This window comes from Citrobacter sp. wls826, from assembly GCF_005281245.1.
Taxonomy (GTDB): Bacteria; Pseudomonadota; Gammaproteobacteria; order Enterobacterales; family Enterobacteriaceae; genus Citrobacter; species Citrobacter braakii.
This window is the reverse complement of sequence record NZ_SZWS01000061.1, coordinates 216,873-233,477: the sequence shown is the minus strand read 5'-3', so window position 1 is coordinate 233,477 and position 16,605 is coordinate 216,873. Positions and strand designations below refer to the sequence as shown.

Genomic DNA, 16,605 nt, shown 5'->3' with positions numbered 1-16,605 from the left:
CCCGCCATTGACGGCGGTATCACACTGAAATGGCGGCTAACCGACGCCCATACTCAGTATGGTATCCTGCTCGCGACTTTGCCGTACGGACGCCATCTCAGCCACGATCAGCAGCAACTGGTTGATACCCTGGTTGAGCAACTGACCGCAACGCTTGCACTCGACAGGCATCAGGAGCGTCAGCAGCAGTTGATCGTGATGGAAGAGCGTGCCACCATTGCGCGCGAACTTCATGATTCTATTGCACAATCGCTCTCCTGTATGAAGATGCAGGTGAGCTGTTTGCAGATGCAGGGCGATGTGCTTTCAGATAACTGCCGCGAGCTGCTCAGTCAGATTCGTAACGAGTTGAACGCCTCCTGGGCGCAACTGCGCGAGCTGTTAACGACCTTCCGTTTACAGCTGACGGAACCTGGATTGAGACCGGCGCTGGAAGCCAGCTGTCAGGAATACAGCGCGCGTTTTGGCTTTACGGTTAAGCTGGATTATCAGCTGCCACCGCGTCTGGTCCCTTCGCATCAGGCGATTCACCTGCTACAAATTGCGCGCGAAGCCCTGAGCAACGCCCTCAAACACTCTCAGGCCGATGAAGTAGTTGTGACGGTGGTGCAAAATGGTAAGCAGGTCAAACTAACAGTGCAAGATAACGGCTGCGGCGTACCGGAAAACGCCGAACGCAGTAACCACTACGGCATGATAATCATGCGCGACCGTGCGCAGAGCTTGCGCGGCGATTGCCGTGTACGCCGTCGCGAGACAGGCGGTACTGAAGTTGCTGTCACTTTTATTCCCGAAACAAACTTCACAGAAGTCCAAGGAGATACCCATGAGTAATCTGGAACCGGCAACCATCCTGTTGATCGACGATCATCCGATGCTGCGAACCGGTGTAAAACAGCTTGTCAGCATGGCGCCCGATATCACCGTTGTCGGCGAAGCCAGCAATGGTGAGCAGGGTATCGAGCTGGCAGAATCCCTTGATCCCGATCTGATCCTTCTTGATCTCAACATGCCCGGCATGAACGGTCTGGAAACACTCGACAAGCTGCGTGAGAAATCACTGTCAGGCCGTATCGTCGTGTTTAGCGTATCCAACCATGAAGAAGACGTGGTTACTGCACTGAAGCGCGGTGCCGACGGTTATCTACTGAAAGATATGGAGCCGGAAGATTTGCTGAAAGCATTGCAGCAAGCGGCTGCCGGTGAAATGGTGCTGAGCGAAGCCTTAACGCCGGTTCTGGCCGCCAGCCTACGCGCCAATCGTGCAACGTCCGACCGTGATGTTACTCAACTGACGCCGCGCGAACGCGATATTCTTAAGCTCATCGCCCAGGGCCTGCCTAACAAGATGATCGCTCGCCGCCTTGACATCACCGAAAGCACGGTAAAAGTTCACGTGAAGCATATGCTGAAGAAAATGAAGCTCAAATCACGTGTTGAAGCCGCGGTATGGGTGCACCAGGAACGTATTTTCTGATAACGCGCGTATGCGTCATTGTTAACGAGGATCATTTTCCGAAACGGTAGTAAACGGTTCGGTCAGTGATAGCGTGATCTCATTGGAAGAGACACGCTGGCCCTGCTCATCTTCTACCACCACAGACAACCGCCAGCGGTTCGTCGCACCTTCTCTGCTGTCCCACTTCGGCATAATAATCGTCCAGCCCTGCGCGCTTCGGTTATTGCTGCCAGCCGTTAAGCTCAACGCCTGAGTATCGCCCTGCCACGTCAGGTGGCGGATCCCATGCAAACTACGCACCTGCAGCTTCAGCGCCACCGTCTCTCCCGGTTTGAGATCCCAGGGTGGCGTGGCCAAAAATACCGACAGCGTTTTACGCTGGCGATACTCCAGCGTCGGCAAATTGTTACGCTGCGGATCGTCATAACGACTGCCGCGCAGTGAACGGCTGTTCGCCACCTCACTGACCATCAACTGTTTTTTTAACGGCACGCCAAAACGGTAACTAAGGGTTAAGCCGAGGTTATTCTGGCTGATGCCGCTTTCACCCTGCTTATGCTGCGCTGTCACCGTGATTAGCGGCACCGGTGTATAGCTCAGCCCGAGGTTCACCGCCACCGGATTGTGATACCCGGTTCCCGAATGAAATAGATCCACCCGGTCGCCAAAATACTGTTCCACGCTGACGCTGGTATTGAGGTGTTGATAGAACGGCATCCGCATTTGCGCGGTCAGATCGTAGCCGCGGGCCATCCGTTGTTGCTGGGTTGCAAAACGATCCTCCCAGGAAGACAACGGTTGATAATAGTTAGCGGATAAGCGCAAATATTCGCCCCACGCCTCTGCGCCGAGGCCTCCGCGGGGCAGATTTTCATCCAGTAAGTTGTCATAAAAGGTGTTGTAACCCAGTAACCAACCGTCGCGTACCCAACGTTGCCCAATCCCCGCATTACTGACTAAGCCGTCGTCCTGTTGCGTCACTCCTAGCTGGCTCCAGGTAAGATAACGTTGGTTGTCCTGCCACGGCACAAACCAGCTTCCCCGACTCCCGGTAAAACTGCCTTCGTTATCAACCTGCAACCCGATACTGGCATTTCCCCAGGGAGAGAGCCAGGACTCCAGTTGCTGATTCACCTGTTCGCTGACCGTATCACGCACCTGGCCAAACGCGAACTGCTTCGCCTGTTCACCGGTATCAAGCCCGTTATCAGTCATGCTGGCTTCACCAAACGCTTTGACCATTTCGGCAAAATGCTTTTCGCCTGCCCGCGACTCCGGGGCCATACCAAGATCGGGCAAGCCATCACTATTGTTATCGAAAGGGTTTTCAGCCTGGTGCACAAAGGACGACTGCGCGTTAGCAGTACCGCCTGCCAGCGGCAAGAGTGCGAATACAGCAAGAGAAGAACAGATAATACGGCTCAAATCGTTAGTGGTTTCTTACATCAATTAGCCACAGTGGCATACTTATCTTAAACCATAACGTTTTCAGCGTTGATTTTCAGCCCCTCCCCCTTTTTTCGGCATTATCCTGGCATTGAGAAATAGGTGTAACATACGTATCGGTTATTTACGCTCACATGCAGTAACAGGAGTAAAAATGCAAAAGATAGTGATCGTCGCGAACGGAGCGGCTTATGGAAGCGAATCGTTATTTAACAGCCTGCGTCTGGCTATCGCCCTGCGCGAACAGGAAGCCGCTCTCGACCTGCGTCTGTTTTTAATGTCTGACGCCGTAACCGCAGGATTACGTGGTCAGAAACCCGCGGAGGGCTACAATATTCAGCAAATGCTGGAGATCCTGACAGCGCAAAATGTTCCGGTAAAACTATGCAAAACCTGCACCGATGGTCGTGGGATCACGGCGCTGCCGTTAATTGACGGAGTGGCCGTCGGCACGCTGGTAGAACTGGCTCAATGGACGCTGGCTGCAGATAAAGTGTTGACCTTCTGATATACCGTTTTCAGGCAAGCGCACTGAAAGTGTCGATAATTTCCGGATTTAATATTTGATGGGCGCGGTTTCGTTGAACGTTAGCACGCCCGTTCAACCCTTTTGAGGTGTTTTGTCACTTTTGTTTAATCGTTATGCCATTTTTTGATCAAAATCAGCATCCTGTTGCTCCCCCTTTGGTGTTATGCAATGAGTGAAATGTGAACAACATCACGCAGCACTTTCGACAGAAAGTACGTTGTTTTCAAGAACGGGGTGAAAAATGGCATTAGTGAAGGCAAGTTTAAAGTTATTTGGTGGCGATACGGTGGTTGTGCGCTGTTCCGAGCGCTGTCACATCCATCTGATGAGCGAAAAAAATCACGTCAAAGACACGCAGTCCGACATCTTAAGCGTGCAGGATCGTGATAACGCATGGTTGACCGTGCCCTATACCGGCGTCTGGAACGTGCTGATCGACAGCCACAGTCAGTCGCTTGAGCATTCGATAAGTTATATTGCAGCCTAAGCGTGACATGCCCGAAAAGCACCTGGCTTTCGGGCATACAATTCCACGCCGGGTTCAGGCAAACCCAGGCCGCATAACGCCTTCTGGCAGGTTCTCTCCCAACAATCGTTTGACCGTAATCACCAGATCATTAAGACAATCATCCTGCATCCCCAGCTTGACCAGCTCTTGTTCCAGCGAGAACAGATACTGGGCATTAGTGCCTAAAGGTCCACTGGCCGCGGCAATAAGCGGCGCGATCACCTGCGCGCGCGTGTCTGACTCAAACAGCGGATGGCGCGGATCCATAATAAACACCAGCGCGTTCACCGTACGGCCGTCATCAAGCGCCAACTGGCACCAGGTCGGCAGATAGCATCCGGTGATCATTTCTCGCTTCCACAACAGAGAAAGCTCTTGTTCCAGCGACGCGTCCGGCAAGCGGTAGGCCACACCGGTGGTACGTCCGCCCTCTTTCAGGGCCAGCATGCGGCCTGGCTGACACGCCGTTCCTCGCCCCGCCGTCAGGCGCAGACAAAATGCACGGTGCCAGCCGACTAATGTGCCGGTACAGGACTCTTCAAACTCTAAGGCCGGGTTCCACATCAACGATCCATAACCGAAGATCCACACCGGTCCATCATCTGGTCGACAAGCGAGCGTGGCGGCCAGTGAGGCTGCACGTTGTTCCGCTGACCAGAGTAGTGATTCTTCAATAGCACCAAATGCCGTCTTACAGTCGGCATTCAATAAAAAATCACGCGTTAACACCTTACACCTCCGCCACTGCTGCTTCCCTGCGACAACTTTTTTGACGCCTTCCGGGCTTTTTTACTGCTCATTTTGAAACCAATAGCTGGACAATAGGCAATTCACCGCTCGCTTGCAAGCCAGTAACCGCGCGGCGTAGCACGATTCGCTAACGCCTGATGCAAGCGAGTTTATAAAGGCATTATAATTGATACTGTTACGTCTTTTTATGCCATTTACCATCATCACCTTTTTGGTAATCATTTTTAACCGCGGCCCACGCCACCTTATGTGCCGTCTCTTCTCGGGTGGCATCGTCACGGCGGTCAGATTTGTCTTTATACTGTTCCCAGGCGCTGTTGAAAGCTTCTTTATAAATGTCCTGAGCATGGGCTGGCAGAACGTGCTGCACGCTGTCAGGCAGATCGCTTTTAGATTTATAGGGCATTGTGAACTCCTCTTTTTAGGCTAAACCTTAAGTGTGGTTAACAATGCGGCGAGACGCCAATAATGGACATTTTTAGAAATTTTCTTTACCTAACCTTCTGTTAATTAAACAGTCTATAAACAAGAAATTGGTTTTTGGCCGCTTTGAGAGGGAAAACAGATGATGTAGTAAAATTTCGTAAAATGTCACCTACAAAACCACGTTTTCTGTTATTTTTTACATTCTTTAATACTTTTTATAATTATAAATACCTGCAGAGATGGAGAATTAATGCAATGACACAAGCACATGAGGCGGTAAAAACCCGCCACAAGGAGACCTCTCTCGTCTTCCCGATTTTGGCGCTGGTAGTCCTGTTCTTCTGGGGGAGCAGTCAGTCACTACCAGTGGTCATCGGTATTAATGCGCTGGCCCTTATTGGAATATTAAGCAGCGCATTCAGCGTTGTCCGTCATGCGGACGTATTAGCGCATCGACTTGGCGAACCCTACGGGTCGCTGATCCTCAGTTTGTCCGTTGTTATTCTTGAAGTCAGCTTAATCTCCGCATTAATGGCAACCGGCGATGCCGCACCTACGCTCATGCGCGATACGCTGTATTCAATCATTATGATCGTAACCGGGGGTCTGGTCGGTTTTTCATTACTATTAGGTGGCCGTAAATTTGCCACTCAGTATATGAACCTATTTGGTATTAAGCAGTATTTAATCGCCCTGTTCCCACTGGCCATTATTGTACTGGTATTCCCGATGGCGTTGCCGGGGGCAAATTTCACTACCGCGCAGGCGCTGTTGGTGGCGTTAATTTCTGCGGCGATGTACGGCGTATTTTTGCTGATTCAAACTAAAACGCACCAAAGTCTGTTCATTTACGAGCATGAAGACGAGGGTGACGACGACGACCCGCATCACGGTAAGCCGTCTGCGCACAGCAATCTGTGGCACGCCGCCTGGCTTATCATTCATCTGATCGCTGTTATCGCCGTGACCAAGATGAACGCCAGCCCGCTTGAGACCTTGCTGACTGAACTGAATGCGCCAGTCGCATTTACGGGTTTCCTGGTCGCGTTACTGATCCTCTCGCCTGAAGGACTGGGCGCACTGAAAGCGGTTCTGAGCAATCAGGTACAGCGGGCAATGAATTTATTCTTCGGTTCGGTATTAGCCACAATTTCACTGACCGTACCGGTGGTGACGCTGATTGCATGGGCAACCGGGAATGATTTGATGTTTGCGCTGGGGGCGCCAGAGATGATTGTGATGGTTTCATCACTGGTTCTGTGTCAGATCTCTTTCTCCACCGGACGCACCAATGTGCTTAACGGTGCAGCGCATCTGGCACTGTTTATCGCCTATCTGATGACAATATTTGCCTGAGTATTATTTTAGACGTACCCCACGGTCCGCTTCAGGGCCGTTTTCTTTTCTGCCGATATAACACAATCGATGGCGCGTCTGGTGCCTGACGGCGACCTTTATACCCTTTTCAAATAGCAGGCCGGAGGGAAACTCCGGCCTGTCACACTCACTTAGTTCTCGGTATCCAGCTCGTCGAAGCTTTTCACCAGGTCATCAATCGCTTTAATCTGCGTCAGGAACTGTTCCAGCTTCGCCAGCGGCAACGCGGATGGGCCATCGCATTTCGCATTGGCTGGATCCGGATGCGCTTCAATAAACAGACCTGCCAGACCAACCGCCATACCGGCACGCGCCAGTTCGGTAACCTGCGCACGACGACCACCGCTTGCTGCGCCAAACGGATCGCGGCACTGCAGCGCATGGGTAACGTCAAAAATCACCGGTGAGTTGCCGGAGACTTTCTTCATCACGCTGAAGCCCAGCATGTCCACAACCAGGTTGTCATAACCAAAGTTCGCACCACGGTCGCACAGAATAACCTTATCGTTGCCGCCTTCATGGAATTTATCCACGATGTTGCCCATCTGAGCCGGGCTGATGAACTGCGGTTTCTTCACGTTGATTACGGCACCGGTTTTCGCCATCGCTTCCACCAGATCGGTCTGACGAGCAAGGAATGCCGGAAGCTGAATCACATCCACCACATCAGCAACAGGCTGTGCCTGGCTGGCTTCGTGAACGTCGGTGATCACTTTTACGCCAAAAGTCTGTTTCAGTTCCTGGAAGATTTTCATCCCTTCTTCAAGGCCCGGTCCACGGTAGGAGTGAATGGAAGAACGGTTGGCTTTATCAAAGGAGGCTTTAAACACGTAAGGGATACCCAGCTTTTGAGTAACGGTTACGTAGTGCTCACAAATGCGCATCGCCAGATCGCGGGATTCCAGCACGTTCATTCCGCCAAACAGCACGAACGGCAGGTCATTTGCCACGTTGATGTCGCCAATGCTAACCACTTTTTGTTTCATAGGATCGCCTTAAACGGTAGGTAAAGTGTGATTAATCAATGCAATACAATTTGTTTGTGCGAAATAGTATTAATTTGCGCACGAATCATTTCGCTGATCGGGTCTTCCGGACACTGTTCAACGAAATAACTTAAATCTGTCAGCGCAACATGTTCGCACTCGAGCTGCGCGTATATTAAACCACGATCGCGAATTTCATACGGATCTTCAGGATTAAACTGCAATAGTGCTTCACTGGCACGCAGCGCCAGCTCCATTTGCCGCTCTTCCATCAGTGATGATTTCAGCGTGTCGAGCAGTTTGCGGATCACTTCCGCGTTATCCGCCTCATCCAGATCTTCGTTAAACAGCTCCGCGACCGGGCTGATGTTCCCCTTCAACCACACTTCCAGCGTGTGCTCATTTAACGTTTCGCCATTGAATGGATTGATTAGCCACATTTCACCATCGAGCGACTCAATACGAAGGATCAGTTGCGTCGGGAAAATCACCGGTACCAGCGGCAGCTCCAGTCTGTTGGCAATCCACAATAAGATCGCCCCCAGAGACACGGCGCTACCCTGCCGATTTTTCAGTACCTGGTCAAGCCAGAGTGCATCAGAAAGACGATAGACGCCGTGGGTATCCGTAAATCCCCATTCGCCGTAAAAAAGTGCCAGCAGTTTTTCCAGTTGCTCATCCTGAGACAGGAGCTGGCTAATTTCTTCTTGCGCCAGACTGACCAGACGTTCCAGTTCGTCATAGACAGTTTGTGTTGGAAAATCCAGACGGATAGACTCCGACGCCAGGATCATCCCATCACACAATGGCGCTTTATTAAATTCGAAATCAGCTAACGACCTCATGCTTACCCCAGTAACGGTATTTTTGTGGTGGCGAGTTTAATGATGATGTACAGCACCACCAGCGCCAGCGGAAATGCGACTAATCGCGCCTGCTGACTGCGCGCCCGACGATAATCGAGCGCAATAAAACCCAAAACGATGTAAATGATAACCCCAAACAGCTTTTCAGTCAGCCATGTCCCGTGCTCAGTGAATGGCAGGATGTGCGCTTTAACCATTAGCGCCACGCCGCTGAGTAATAAAACGGTATCCACAACCGGTGGCACAATGCGCGTCCAGCGTGCGCAGGCAAGACGCGAGTCGGTGTAACGCCACCAAAAACGCAGCGTCAGCAAGCCAACGGAAAGCGCAATACTGATGAGATGAATGTTGAGTAACACACTGAAGGTACTCATGATGGGATGCGTCCAAGCGTAATTCGCTCGTTGCCGCCATAATCACGGCAGGTTTCAACCGCCTGGTAACCCGCACGAGTAAAGACGTCCCGGACGGCCTGCCCCTGCTGCCAGCCATGTTCCAGCAACAGATAGCCGCCAGGCGTTAACACGCGCTGAGACTGGTCAATGATATGCACGATATCCGCCAGTCCCCGATCGCCCGCCACCAGTGCCGACAGAGGTTCAAAGCGTACATCGCCTTGCGCCAGATGCGGATCCTGTTCGTCGATATACGGCGGATTGCTGACAATCATATCAAACTGCTGTCCCTGCAAAGCGCTGAACCAGTTGCTTTGCAGCACGCAAACATTGTCGATGCCCAGATGCTGTTTGTTGCGAGTGGCCAGCGCAACGGCATCCGGCATGCGGTCAACCGCCGTTACTGCGCAATCCGGACGTTCGGTTGCCAGTGCCAGCGCAATGGCGCCCGTGCCGGTTCCCAAATCGAGAATGCGGCATGCTGAGGCCGGCAGGCGAGCCAGCGCCTGTTCCACCAGACACTCAGTATCCGGACGAGGGATAAGCGTAGCCGGAGACACAAACAGCGGCAGCGACCAGAACTCCCGCACGCCGGTTAAATGCGCCACCGGCTCACCCCGCTGACGGCGCTCCAGTAATGTGTCGAGCTGTTGACGCTGCGCCTCGGTTAATACCGTTTCACCGAAAGCCAAAATAAAGGTGCGTCCCTTACCGGTAACAAACTCGAGCAAAATCTCGGCGTCACGGCGCGGGCTTTCACTTGCCTGTAATTGGCTTATCGCTTCACGCAGCCAGTGCTGATAATCCATTAATCCTGCTCGGACAACGCCGCCAGTTGGTCGGCCTGGTATTCCTGGACAATTGGCTCAATGAGCATATCCAGTTTGCCTTCCATCGCTTCATCCAGACGGTAGAGCGTCAGGTTAATGCGGTGATCGGTCACGCGACCCTGCGGGAAGTTATAGGTACGGTTGCGATCGCTGCGATCGCCACTGCCCAACAGATTGCGACGCTCAGAGGCTTCGGCCTGTTGACGTCTTGCCACTTCGGCGGCACGAATTCGCGCCCCCAGCACCGACATCGCTTTCGCTTTGTTTTTATGCTGCGAACGTTCGTCCTGGCATTCCACTACGATACCGGTCGGCAAGTGGGTAATACGGATTGCGGAGTCGGTGGTGTTAACGTGCTGACCCCCTGCGCCTGATGAGCGGAAGGTATCAATACGCAGATCGGCCGGGTTGATGTCCGGCAGTTCGGCATCTGGTAGTTCCGGCATGACCGCGACCGTACAGGCCGAGGTGTGAATACGGCCCTGTGACTCCGTCGCAGGTACGCGTTGCACACGATGCCCACCGGACTCAAATTTCAGTCGACCGTACACGCCTTCGCCGCTAATTTTGGCAATGACTTCTTTAAACCCGCCATGTTCGCCTTCGCTGGCGCTCATGATCTCTACCCGCCAGCGACGCGATTCAGCGTAACGGCTGTACATGCGGAATAGATCGCCGGCAAACAGCGCGGCCTCATCACCACCGGTTCCCGCACGCACTTCGAGGAAGGCGTTACGTTCGTCATCAGGATCTTTAGGCAACAGCAGAACCTGCAGATGTTGCTCCAGCTGCTCGCATTTATCTTTTGCTTCACGCAGTTCATCCTGCGCCATTTCACGCATTTCAGGATCGTCGAGCATCATCTGAGCCGTCTCGATATCTTCCTGAACCTGTTGCCAGTCCGTAAAACAGCGAGATACATCGCTTAATTGCGCATATTCGCGCGACAGTGCACGAAAGCGTTCCTGGTCTGCGATAGTACCCGCATCCCCGAGCAGCGCCTGAACTTCTTCATGGCGTTCATGCAGGGCTTCCAGTTTGGCAACGATAGAAGGCTTCATAGGCGTAAATGCACCCTGTAAAAAATAAGATTGGTGTGCTGCTACTCCAGCCCGAGGCTGTCGCGCAGAATATTCAGGCGTTCACTATCCCCGTCACGGGCGGCCTGTTGAAGTGATTTGGTTGGTGCATGGATCAAGCGGTTGGTCAGTTTCCAGGCCAGATCCTGCATAATGGCTTGCGCATCACCACCCTGTTGAAGAGCAGCCAACGCTTTGGCAGTCAGTTCATCACGGATCTGTTCTGACTGACTGCGATACTCGCGGATAGTTTCACTTGCGCCCTGAGCGCGTAGCCAGGCCATAAATTCGCTGGTTTCCTGCGCCACAATGGTTTCGGCTTCCACGGCCGCCGCTTTGCGCTGGGCCAGGTTATGCGAAATGATGCTTTGCAGGTCGTCAACGCTGTACAGATAGGCGTTGGACAACTTACCCACCTCCGGCTCGACATCGCGCGGTACGGCGATATCCACCAGCAGCATAGGTTGATTACGGCGATTTTTAAGCGCGCGCTCCACCATTCCTTTGCCGATAATCGGCAGCGGGCTGGCGGTAGAACTGATAATAATATCGGCATCCTGTAAACGCGCGTCGATATCACTCAGCGAAATCACTTCGGCACCGACTTCATCCGCCAGCACCTGCGCCCGCTCGCGGGTACGGTTGGCGATGATCATCTTCTTCACTTGATGCTCACGCAGGTGTCGCGCCACCAGCTCAATGGTTTCGCCTGCGCCCACTAACAGCACGGTCACCGTGGAGAGCGATTCAAATATTTGCCGCGCCAGCGTACAGGCGGCAAAAGCCACGGACACGGCGCTGGCACCGATGTCTGTTTCTGTACGTACACGTTTAGCGACAGAGAATGATTTCTGGAACATGCGTTCCAGCGCACTGGCGTTCAGGTGACCTTTTTGCGAATCCGCAAAAGCTTTTTTCACCTGCCCCAGAATCTGCGGTTCACCAAGCACCAGCGAATCCAGACCGCTGGCAACACGCATCAAATGACTGACGGCGTCGTTGTCCTGGTGCCAGTACAGGCTATTGCGCAAGTCTTCTTCATTAAGATTATGGTAATCGCACAGCCAGCGAACCAGCGCTTCTTGCAGGTTATCCTGCTCTTCAACGCTGAGATACAGTTCTGTACGGTTACACGTCGACAGCACCACCCCGCCCTGCACCATTGGCTGCGCAAGCAGGCTGTCCAGCGCCTGATCGAGCGTATCCGGCGAAAACGTTACGCGTTCTCGCAGCGATACAGGTGCCGTTTTATGGTTAATACCAAGCGCTAAAAGGGTCATGTGTGCGGGAATAGTACCAGCGTTGATAAGGTTAGACTGGGTGCATCATACAGGATGCGTGCGGTCAATAAAAGAGACTGCCCCCTTTTGGAGTAATAGCTTAGTGCACAAATTTGAGCGATTTAAGATAACTTGAACGTAGACGATGTATGATGGCGGCGCTAGCATTAAGAGTTATAACTGCAACGTATCTCAAGGATTTGTCATCATTATGACCCTGCCTGATTTTCGCCTGATTCGCCTGCTGCCGTTGGCGGCCCTGGCTCTTACCGCCTGTACGCTCAACGCGCCGAAAGGTCCCGGCAAAAGCCCTGACTCTCCACAGTGGCGCCAGCACCAGCAGGAAGTACGCGCCCTGAACCAATATCAGACGCGCGGTGCGTTTGCGTATATTTCCGATCAACAGAAAGTCTATGCCCGCTTTTTCTGGCAACAAACCGGACAGGATCGCTACCGTCTCCTGCTGACCAATCCCCTGGGCAGCACTGAACTGGAACTCAATGCCCAGCCGGGCAACGTCGAACTTGTCGATAACAAAGGCAAGCACTACACCGCTGACGACGCCGAAGAGATGATTGGTAAGTTGACCGGCATGCCTATTCCATTGAACAGCCTGCGCCAGTGGATCCTTGGCCTGCCGGGAGACGCCAGCGATTACAAACTCGACGACCAGTATCGTCTGAGTGAAGTGAACTACAGCAAAGACGGTAAAAACTGGAAAGTGGTCTATAGCGCCTACGACAGCAAAATTAAGCCTGCGATGCCGGCAAACATGGAACTGTCCGACGGCGATCAGCGTATTAAGCTGAAAATGGATAACTGGATTGTGAAATGATGACCCACTGGCCCTCTCCGGCAAAACTGAATCTGTTTTTATACATCACCGGGCAGCGTGCGGACGGTTATCACACTTTGCAAACGCTATTCCAGTTTCTTGATTATGGCGACACGATAGGTATTGTGCTGCGTGGCGACGGCGAAATCCGCCTGTTAACGCCGGTGGAAGGCGTTGCACATGAAGACAATCTAATTGTCCGTGCGGCGCGCTTGCTGATGAAGGCGGCGTCTGAAAGCGATCGCCTTCCCAAAGGGAGCGGCGCCGACATCAGTATCGAAAAACGCCTGCCGATGGGCGGCGGTCTTGGCGGAGGTTCGTCTAATGCGGCTACCGTCCTGGTGGCGCTGAATCACCTTTGGCAGTGCGGACTTTCGGTTGATGAACTGGCAGGACTCGGCTTAACGCTGGGGGCGGACGTTCCCGTATTCGTGCGCGGCCATGCGGCCTTTGCTGAAGGCGTAGGTGAAATTCTGACCCCGGTCGAGCCAGAGGAAAAATGGTATCTGGTCGCCCACCCGGGAGTCAGTATTCCGACGCCGGTGATTTTTAAAGATCCCGACCTCCCGCGCAACACGCCAAAAAGGTCAATAAAAACGTTACTAAAATGTGAATTCAGCAATGATTGCGAGGTTATCGCAAGAAAACGTTTTCGCGAGGTTGATGCGGCGCTTTCCTGGCTGTTAGAATACGCGCCGTCGCGCCTGACTGGTACAGGGGCTTGTGTCTTTGCTGAATTTGACACTGAGTCTCGTGCTCGCCAGGTGCTTGAGCAAGCCCCGGAATGGCTCAAAGGCTTTGTGGCGAAAGGTGTCAACCTCTCCCCATTGCACAGAGCGCTACTCTAAATCGTTCGGGTTTCAGGAAGATGGCAAAATATGCCAGCATACATGAAACGTGAAAGATGACGAGTAAGCCGGGCAAGCTGAGTTGCGGTGACAACGTCACCCTGTTCCAGACGTTGCATCGCGCTCTTTAATACACCGCATGGAGAGGATACTGCCTGGCCCGCACAGTTTTCGGCAGATTCTTTCCACCAATGGACGCATGCCTGAGGTTCTTCTCGTGCCTGATATGAAGCTTTTTGCTGGTAACGCCACCCCGGAACTAGCACAACGTATTGCCAACCGCCTGTACACTTCACTCGGCGACGCCGCTGTAGGTCGCTTTAGCGACGGCGAAGTCAGCGTACAAATTAATGAAAATGTACGCGGTGGTGATATTTTCATCATCCAGTCCACTTGTGCCCCTACTAACGACAACCTGATGGAATTGGTCGTTATGGTTGATGCGCTGCGCCGTGCTTCCGCAGGCCGTATCACCGCCGTTATTCCTTACTTCGGCTATGCACGTCAGGATCGTCGCGTACGTTCCGCTCGTGTACCGATTACTGCTAAAGTCGTCGCTGATTTCCTGTCCAGCGTTGGCGTTGACCGCGTCCTCACCGTTGACCTGCATGCTGAACAGATCCAGGGCTTCTTTGACGTACCGGTTGATAACGTATTCGGTAGCCCGATCCTGTTAGAAGACATGCTGCAGCTGAATCTGGACAATCCGATTGTGGTTTCTCCGGACATCGGTGGCGTCGTGCGTGCCCGCGCTATCGCTAAACTGCTGAACGATACCGACATGGCTATCATCGACAAACGACGCCCGCGCGCGAACGTTTCTCAGGTGATGCACATTATTGGTGACGTTGCAGGTCGTGACTGCGTGCTGGTTGATGATATGATCGATACCGGCGGTACGCTGTGTAAAGCAGCAGAAGCACTGAAAGAACGTGGTGCAAAACGCGTATTTGCTTACGCTACCCACCCGATCTTCTCAGGTAATGCGGCAAACAACCTGCGCAATTCAGTGATTGATGAAGTCGTTGTCTGTGACACGATTCCACTGACTGACGAAATCAAAGCACTGCCAAACGTGCGTACATTGACCCTGTCGGGTATGCTGGCCGAAGCGATTCGTCGTATCAGCAACGAAGAATCCATCTCTGCTATGTTCGAGCATTAATCGAGCCCGGCTCAAAAACCCGCTGCGGCGGGTTTTTTTATCTGCAACATCTATTTGTATGACTTATGCCTCCTTCACCTGCCATTTAGTTGACAGATGATGCGCTCATGGATGAAACATTATTGTGAACAGATTATTTTCCTCACATGTGATGCCTTTCCGCGCCCTCATCGACGCTTGTTGGAAAGAAAAATATACCGCTTCTCGCTTTACCCGCGACCTGATCGCCGGGATAACCGTTGGGATCATTGCCATTCCGCTGGCGATGGCCCTGGCAATAGGCAGTGGCGTGGCGCCGCAGTACGGCTTGTATACCTCAGCCGTGGCTGGGATTGTTATCGCCCTTACCGGGGGTTCACGTTTTAGCGTATCTGGACCAACTGCCGCCTTCGTGGTGATTCTGTATCCGGTGTCGCAACAGTTTGGGCTGGCAGGCCTGCTGGTCGCAACGCTAATGTCCGGGATATTTCTGATCCTTTTCGGCCTCGCCCGTTTTGGTCGCCTGATCGAATATATCCCGGTATCCGTTACGTTAGGTTTTACATCGGGTATTGGTATCACCATCGGTACCATGCAGATTAAAGATTTTCTCGGTCTGCAAATGGCCCATGTCCCGGAGCACTACCTGCAAAAGGTCGGCGCGCTGTTTATGGCCCTGCCAACCCTCAACGTTGGCGATGCCGCAATTGGCGTGGTGACGCTGGGGATCCTGATTTTCTGGCCGCGTCTGGGGATCCGACTGCCGGGCCACCTTCCTGCGCTGCTGGCAGGCTGTGCGGTAATGGGGATTGTGAACCTGACCGGCGGCCATGTCGCCACCATCGGTTCTCAGTTCCACTACATTCTGGCTGATGGCTCGCAGGGTAACGGTATCCCGCAGTTGCTGCCGCAACTGGTATTACCGTGGGACATGCCGGAGTCAAACTTTACCCTGAGCTGGAGTTCGTTACAGGCGCTGTTACCGGCCGCCTTCTCCATGGCGATGCTCGGGGCGATTGAATCTCTACTGTGCGCCGTCGTGCTCGATGGGATGACCGGCACCAAGCATAAAGCCAACAGTGAGCTGATTGGCCAGGGCCTGGGTAACATCGTGGCACCGTTCTTCGGTGGTATCACCGCCACGGCGGCAATTGCCCGTTCTGCGGCAAACGTCCGCGCCGGGGCGACCTCACCAATTTCAGCGGTCATCCACGCGATTCTGGTGATCCTTGCCCTGCTGGTGCTTGCGCCGCTGCTTTCCTGGTTACCGCTTTCCGCCATGGCCGCCCTGCTGCTGATGGTGGCATGGAACATGAGTGAAGCGCATAAAGTGGTGGATCTGCTGCGTCATGCGCCAAAAGACGACATCATTGTCATGCTTATGTGTATGTCGCTGACGGTGCTATTCGACATGGTGATCGCCATCAGCGTCGGTATCGTTCTCGCCTCCCTGCTGTTTATGCGTCGTATCGCGCGCATGACGCGTCTGGCGCCGGTCAACGTAGACGTACCTGACGATGTGCTGGTGCTGCGCGTTATTGGCCCACTTTTCTTTGCCGCTGCGGAGGGATTATTTACCGATCTCGAATCGCGTATTGCAGGTAAACGTATTGTGGTCTTGAAGTGGGACGCGGTCCCGGTACTGGATGCCGGTGGTCTGGACGCTTTCCAGCGTTTTGTAAAACGCCTCCCGGAAGGGTGTGAACTGCGGATCAGTAATCTGGAATTCCAGCCGTTACGTACCATGGCGCGCGCGGGCATTCAGCCGATTGCCGGACGCCTGACGTTCTTCCCGAATAAAGACGCCGCGCTGGCAGATATCAGCTGACGTGTAGCCCGGCCAGGCG

General features: G+C 53.2%; 18 protein-coding genes. 9 read left to right on the top strand and 9 right to left on the bottom strand.

The window, feature by feature from the left end; translation table 11 throughout:
* On the top strand, positions 1-834 hold an 834-nt coding region (locus FDW87_RS23045), incomplete at its 5' end, for a histidine kinase (RefSeq protein ID WP_252363247.1).
* Positions 827-1,477: a two-component system response regulator NarL gene (narL, locus tag FDW87_RS18620; protein WP_003020756.1), complete on the top strand. Its 651-nt coding sequence runs from the start codon at positions 827-829 to the stop codon at positions 1,475-1,477. The genes FDW87_RS23045 and narL, both read left to right, overlap by 8 nt.
* A 21-nt stretch (positions 1,478-1,498) precedes the next feature.
* Here the strand turns inward: narL and FDW87_RS18615 are convergent, their stop codons facing one another.
* Complete coding sequence (locus tag FDW87_RS18615; RefSeq protein ID WP_049269390.1) at positions 1,499-2,884, bottom strand: YchO/YchP family invasin; 1,386 nt, start codon at positions 2,882-2,884, stop codon at positions 1,499-1,501.
* 175 nt (positions 2,885-3,059) lie between these two features.
* On the opposite strand from FDW87_RS18615, the gene FDW87_RS18610 reads away from it, so the two are divergent.
* Both FDW87_RS18610 and FDW87_RS18605 read left to right on the top strand, forming a co-directional pair.
* Positions 3,060-3,413, top strand: a complete 354-nt coding sequence (locus tag FDW87_RS18610) for a DsrE/DsrF/TusD sulfur relay family protein (protein WP_049042858.1) — start codon at positions 3,060-3,062, stop codon at positions 3,411-3,413.
* A 262-nt stretch (positions 3,414-3,675) separates the two neighbouring features.
* Positions 3,676-3,921 (top strand): DUF1883 domain-containing protein, encoded by a 246-nt coding sequence (locus tag FDW87_RS18605; RefSeq protein ID WP_003833405.1) that lies wholly within the window; start codon positions 3,676-3,678, stop codon positions 3,919-3,921.
* Positions 3,922-3,975: 54 nt separating this feature from the next.
* Here FDW87_RS18605 and FDW87_RS18600 read toward each other — a convergent pair whose 3' ends face one another.
* Positions 3,976-4,671, bottom strand: coding sequence for a gamma-glutamylcyclotransferase (locus FDW87_RS18600; RefSeq protein ID WP_016156738.1), 696 nt, complete (start codon positions 4,669-4,671; stop codon positions 3,976-3,978).
* Between the two features lie 196 nt (positions 4,672-4,867).
* A complete protein-coding gene (gene chaB / locus FDW87_RS18595) occupies positions 4,868-5,098 on the bottom strand; it encodes a putative cation transport regulator ChaB (protein WP_016153288.1) in 231 nt (76 codons plus the stop codon).
* Between the two features lie 275 nt (positions 5,099-5,373).
* Between chaB and chaA the strand changes: the two genes are divergently transcribed.
* The gene (chaA, locus tag FDW87_RS18590; protein WP_016153289.1) at positions 5,374-6,474 is read left to right on the top strand and encodes a sodium-potassium/proton antiporter ChaA; all 1,101 of its coding nucleotides are present in this window, start codon (positions 5,374-5,376) and stop codon (positions 6,472-6,474) included.
* A gap of 152 nt (positions 6,475-6,626) precedes the next feature.
* On the opposite strand, the gene kdsA is transcribed toward chaA, so the two are convergent.
* The 6 genes from kdsA to hemA are packed head-to-tail and all read right to left on the bottom strand — an operon-like array spanning position 6,627 to position 11,931.
* Positions 6,627-7,481, bottom strand: a complete 855-nt coding sequence (kdsA, locus tag FDW87_RS18585; RefSeq protein WP_016156739.1) for a 3-deoxy-8-phosphooctulonate synthase — start codon at positions 7,479-7,481, stop codon at positions 6,627-6,629.
* A gap of 35 nt (positions 7,482-7,516) precedes the next feature.
* Entirely contained in the window at positions 7,517-8,326 is an 810-nt protein-coding gene (gene sirB1 / locus FDW87_RS18580) for an invasion regulator SirB1 (protein ID WP_003020775.1), read from the bottom strand.
* 2 nt (positions 8,327-8,328) lie between these two features.
* On the bottom strand, positions 8,329-8,721 hold the full coding sequence (sirB2, locus tag FDW87_RS18575) for an invasion regulator SirB2 (RefSeq protein WP_016153291.1): 393 nt from the start codon (positions 8,719-8,721) through the stop codon (positions 8,329-8,331).
* Positions 8,718-9,551: a peptide chain release factor N(5)-glutamine methyltransferase gene (prmC, locus tag FDW87_RS18570; protein ID WP_016156740.1), complete on the bottom strand. Its 834-nt coding sequence runs from the start codon at positions 9,549-9,551 to the stop codon at positions 8,718-8,720. The genes sirB2 and prmC overlap by 4 nt, the downstream gene beginning before the upstream one ends.
* Entirely contained in the window at positions 9,551-10,633 is a 1,083-nt protein-coding gene (gene prfA / locus FDW87_RS18565) for a peptide chain release factor 1 (protein ID WP_016153293.1), read from the bottom strand. The genes prmC and prfA overlap by 1 nt, the downstream gene beginning before the upstream one ends.
* A gap of 41 nt (positions 10,634-10,674) precedes the next feature.
* Positions 10,675-11,931: a glutamyl-tRNA reductase gene (gene hemA, locus FDW87_RS18560; RefSeq protein WP_016153294.1), complete on the bottom strand. Its 1,257-nt coding sequence runs from the start codon at positions 11,929-11,931 to the stop codon at positions 10,675-10,677.
* Positions 11,932-12,142: 211 nt separating this feature from the next.
* Between hemA and lolB the strand changes: the two genes are divergently transcribed.
* The 4 genes from lolB (at position 12,143) to dauA (ending at position 16,586) form a co-directional block, all read left to right on the top strand.
* Positions 12,143-12,766 carry a lipoprotein insertase outer membrane protein LolB gene (lolB, locus tag FDW87_RS18555; RefSeq protein WP_047358971.1) on the top strand — a complete coding sequence of 208 codons (624 nt, stop codon included), beginning with the start codon at positions 12,143-12,145 and terminating at the stop codon, positions 12,764-12,766.
* A complete protein-coding gene (gene ispE, locus FDW87_RS18550) occupies positions 12,763-13,614 on the top strand; it encodes a 4-(cytidine 5'-diphospho)-2-C-methyl-D-erythritol kinase (RefSeq protein WP_016156742.1) in 852 nt (283 codons plus the stop codon). The genes lolB and ispE overlap by 4 nt, the downstream gene beginning before the upstream one ends.
* 217 nt (positions 13,615-13,831) lie before the next feature.
* Positions 13,832-14,779, top strand: a complete 948-nt coding sequence (gene prs / locus FDW87_RS18545; RefSeq protein ID WP_001518537.1) for a ribose-phosphate diphosphokinase — start codon at positions 13,832-13,834, stop codon at positions 14,777-14,779.
* A 124-nt stretch (positions 14,780-14,903) separates the two neighbouring features.
* Positions 14,904-16,586, top strand: coding sequence for a C4-dicarboxylic acid transporter DauA (gene dauA / locus FDW87_RS18540; protein WP_029139565.1), 1,683 nt, complete (start codon positions 14,904-14,906; stop codon positions 16,584-16,586).
* The last annotated feature ends 19 nt before the right edge of the window (positions 16,587-16,605 follow it).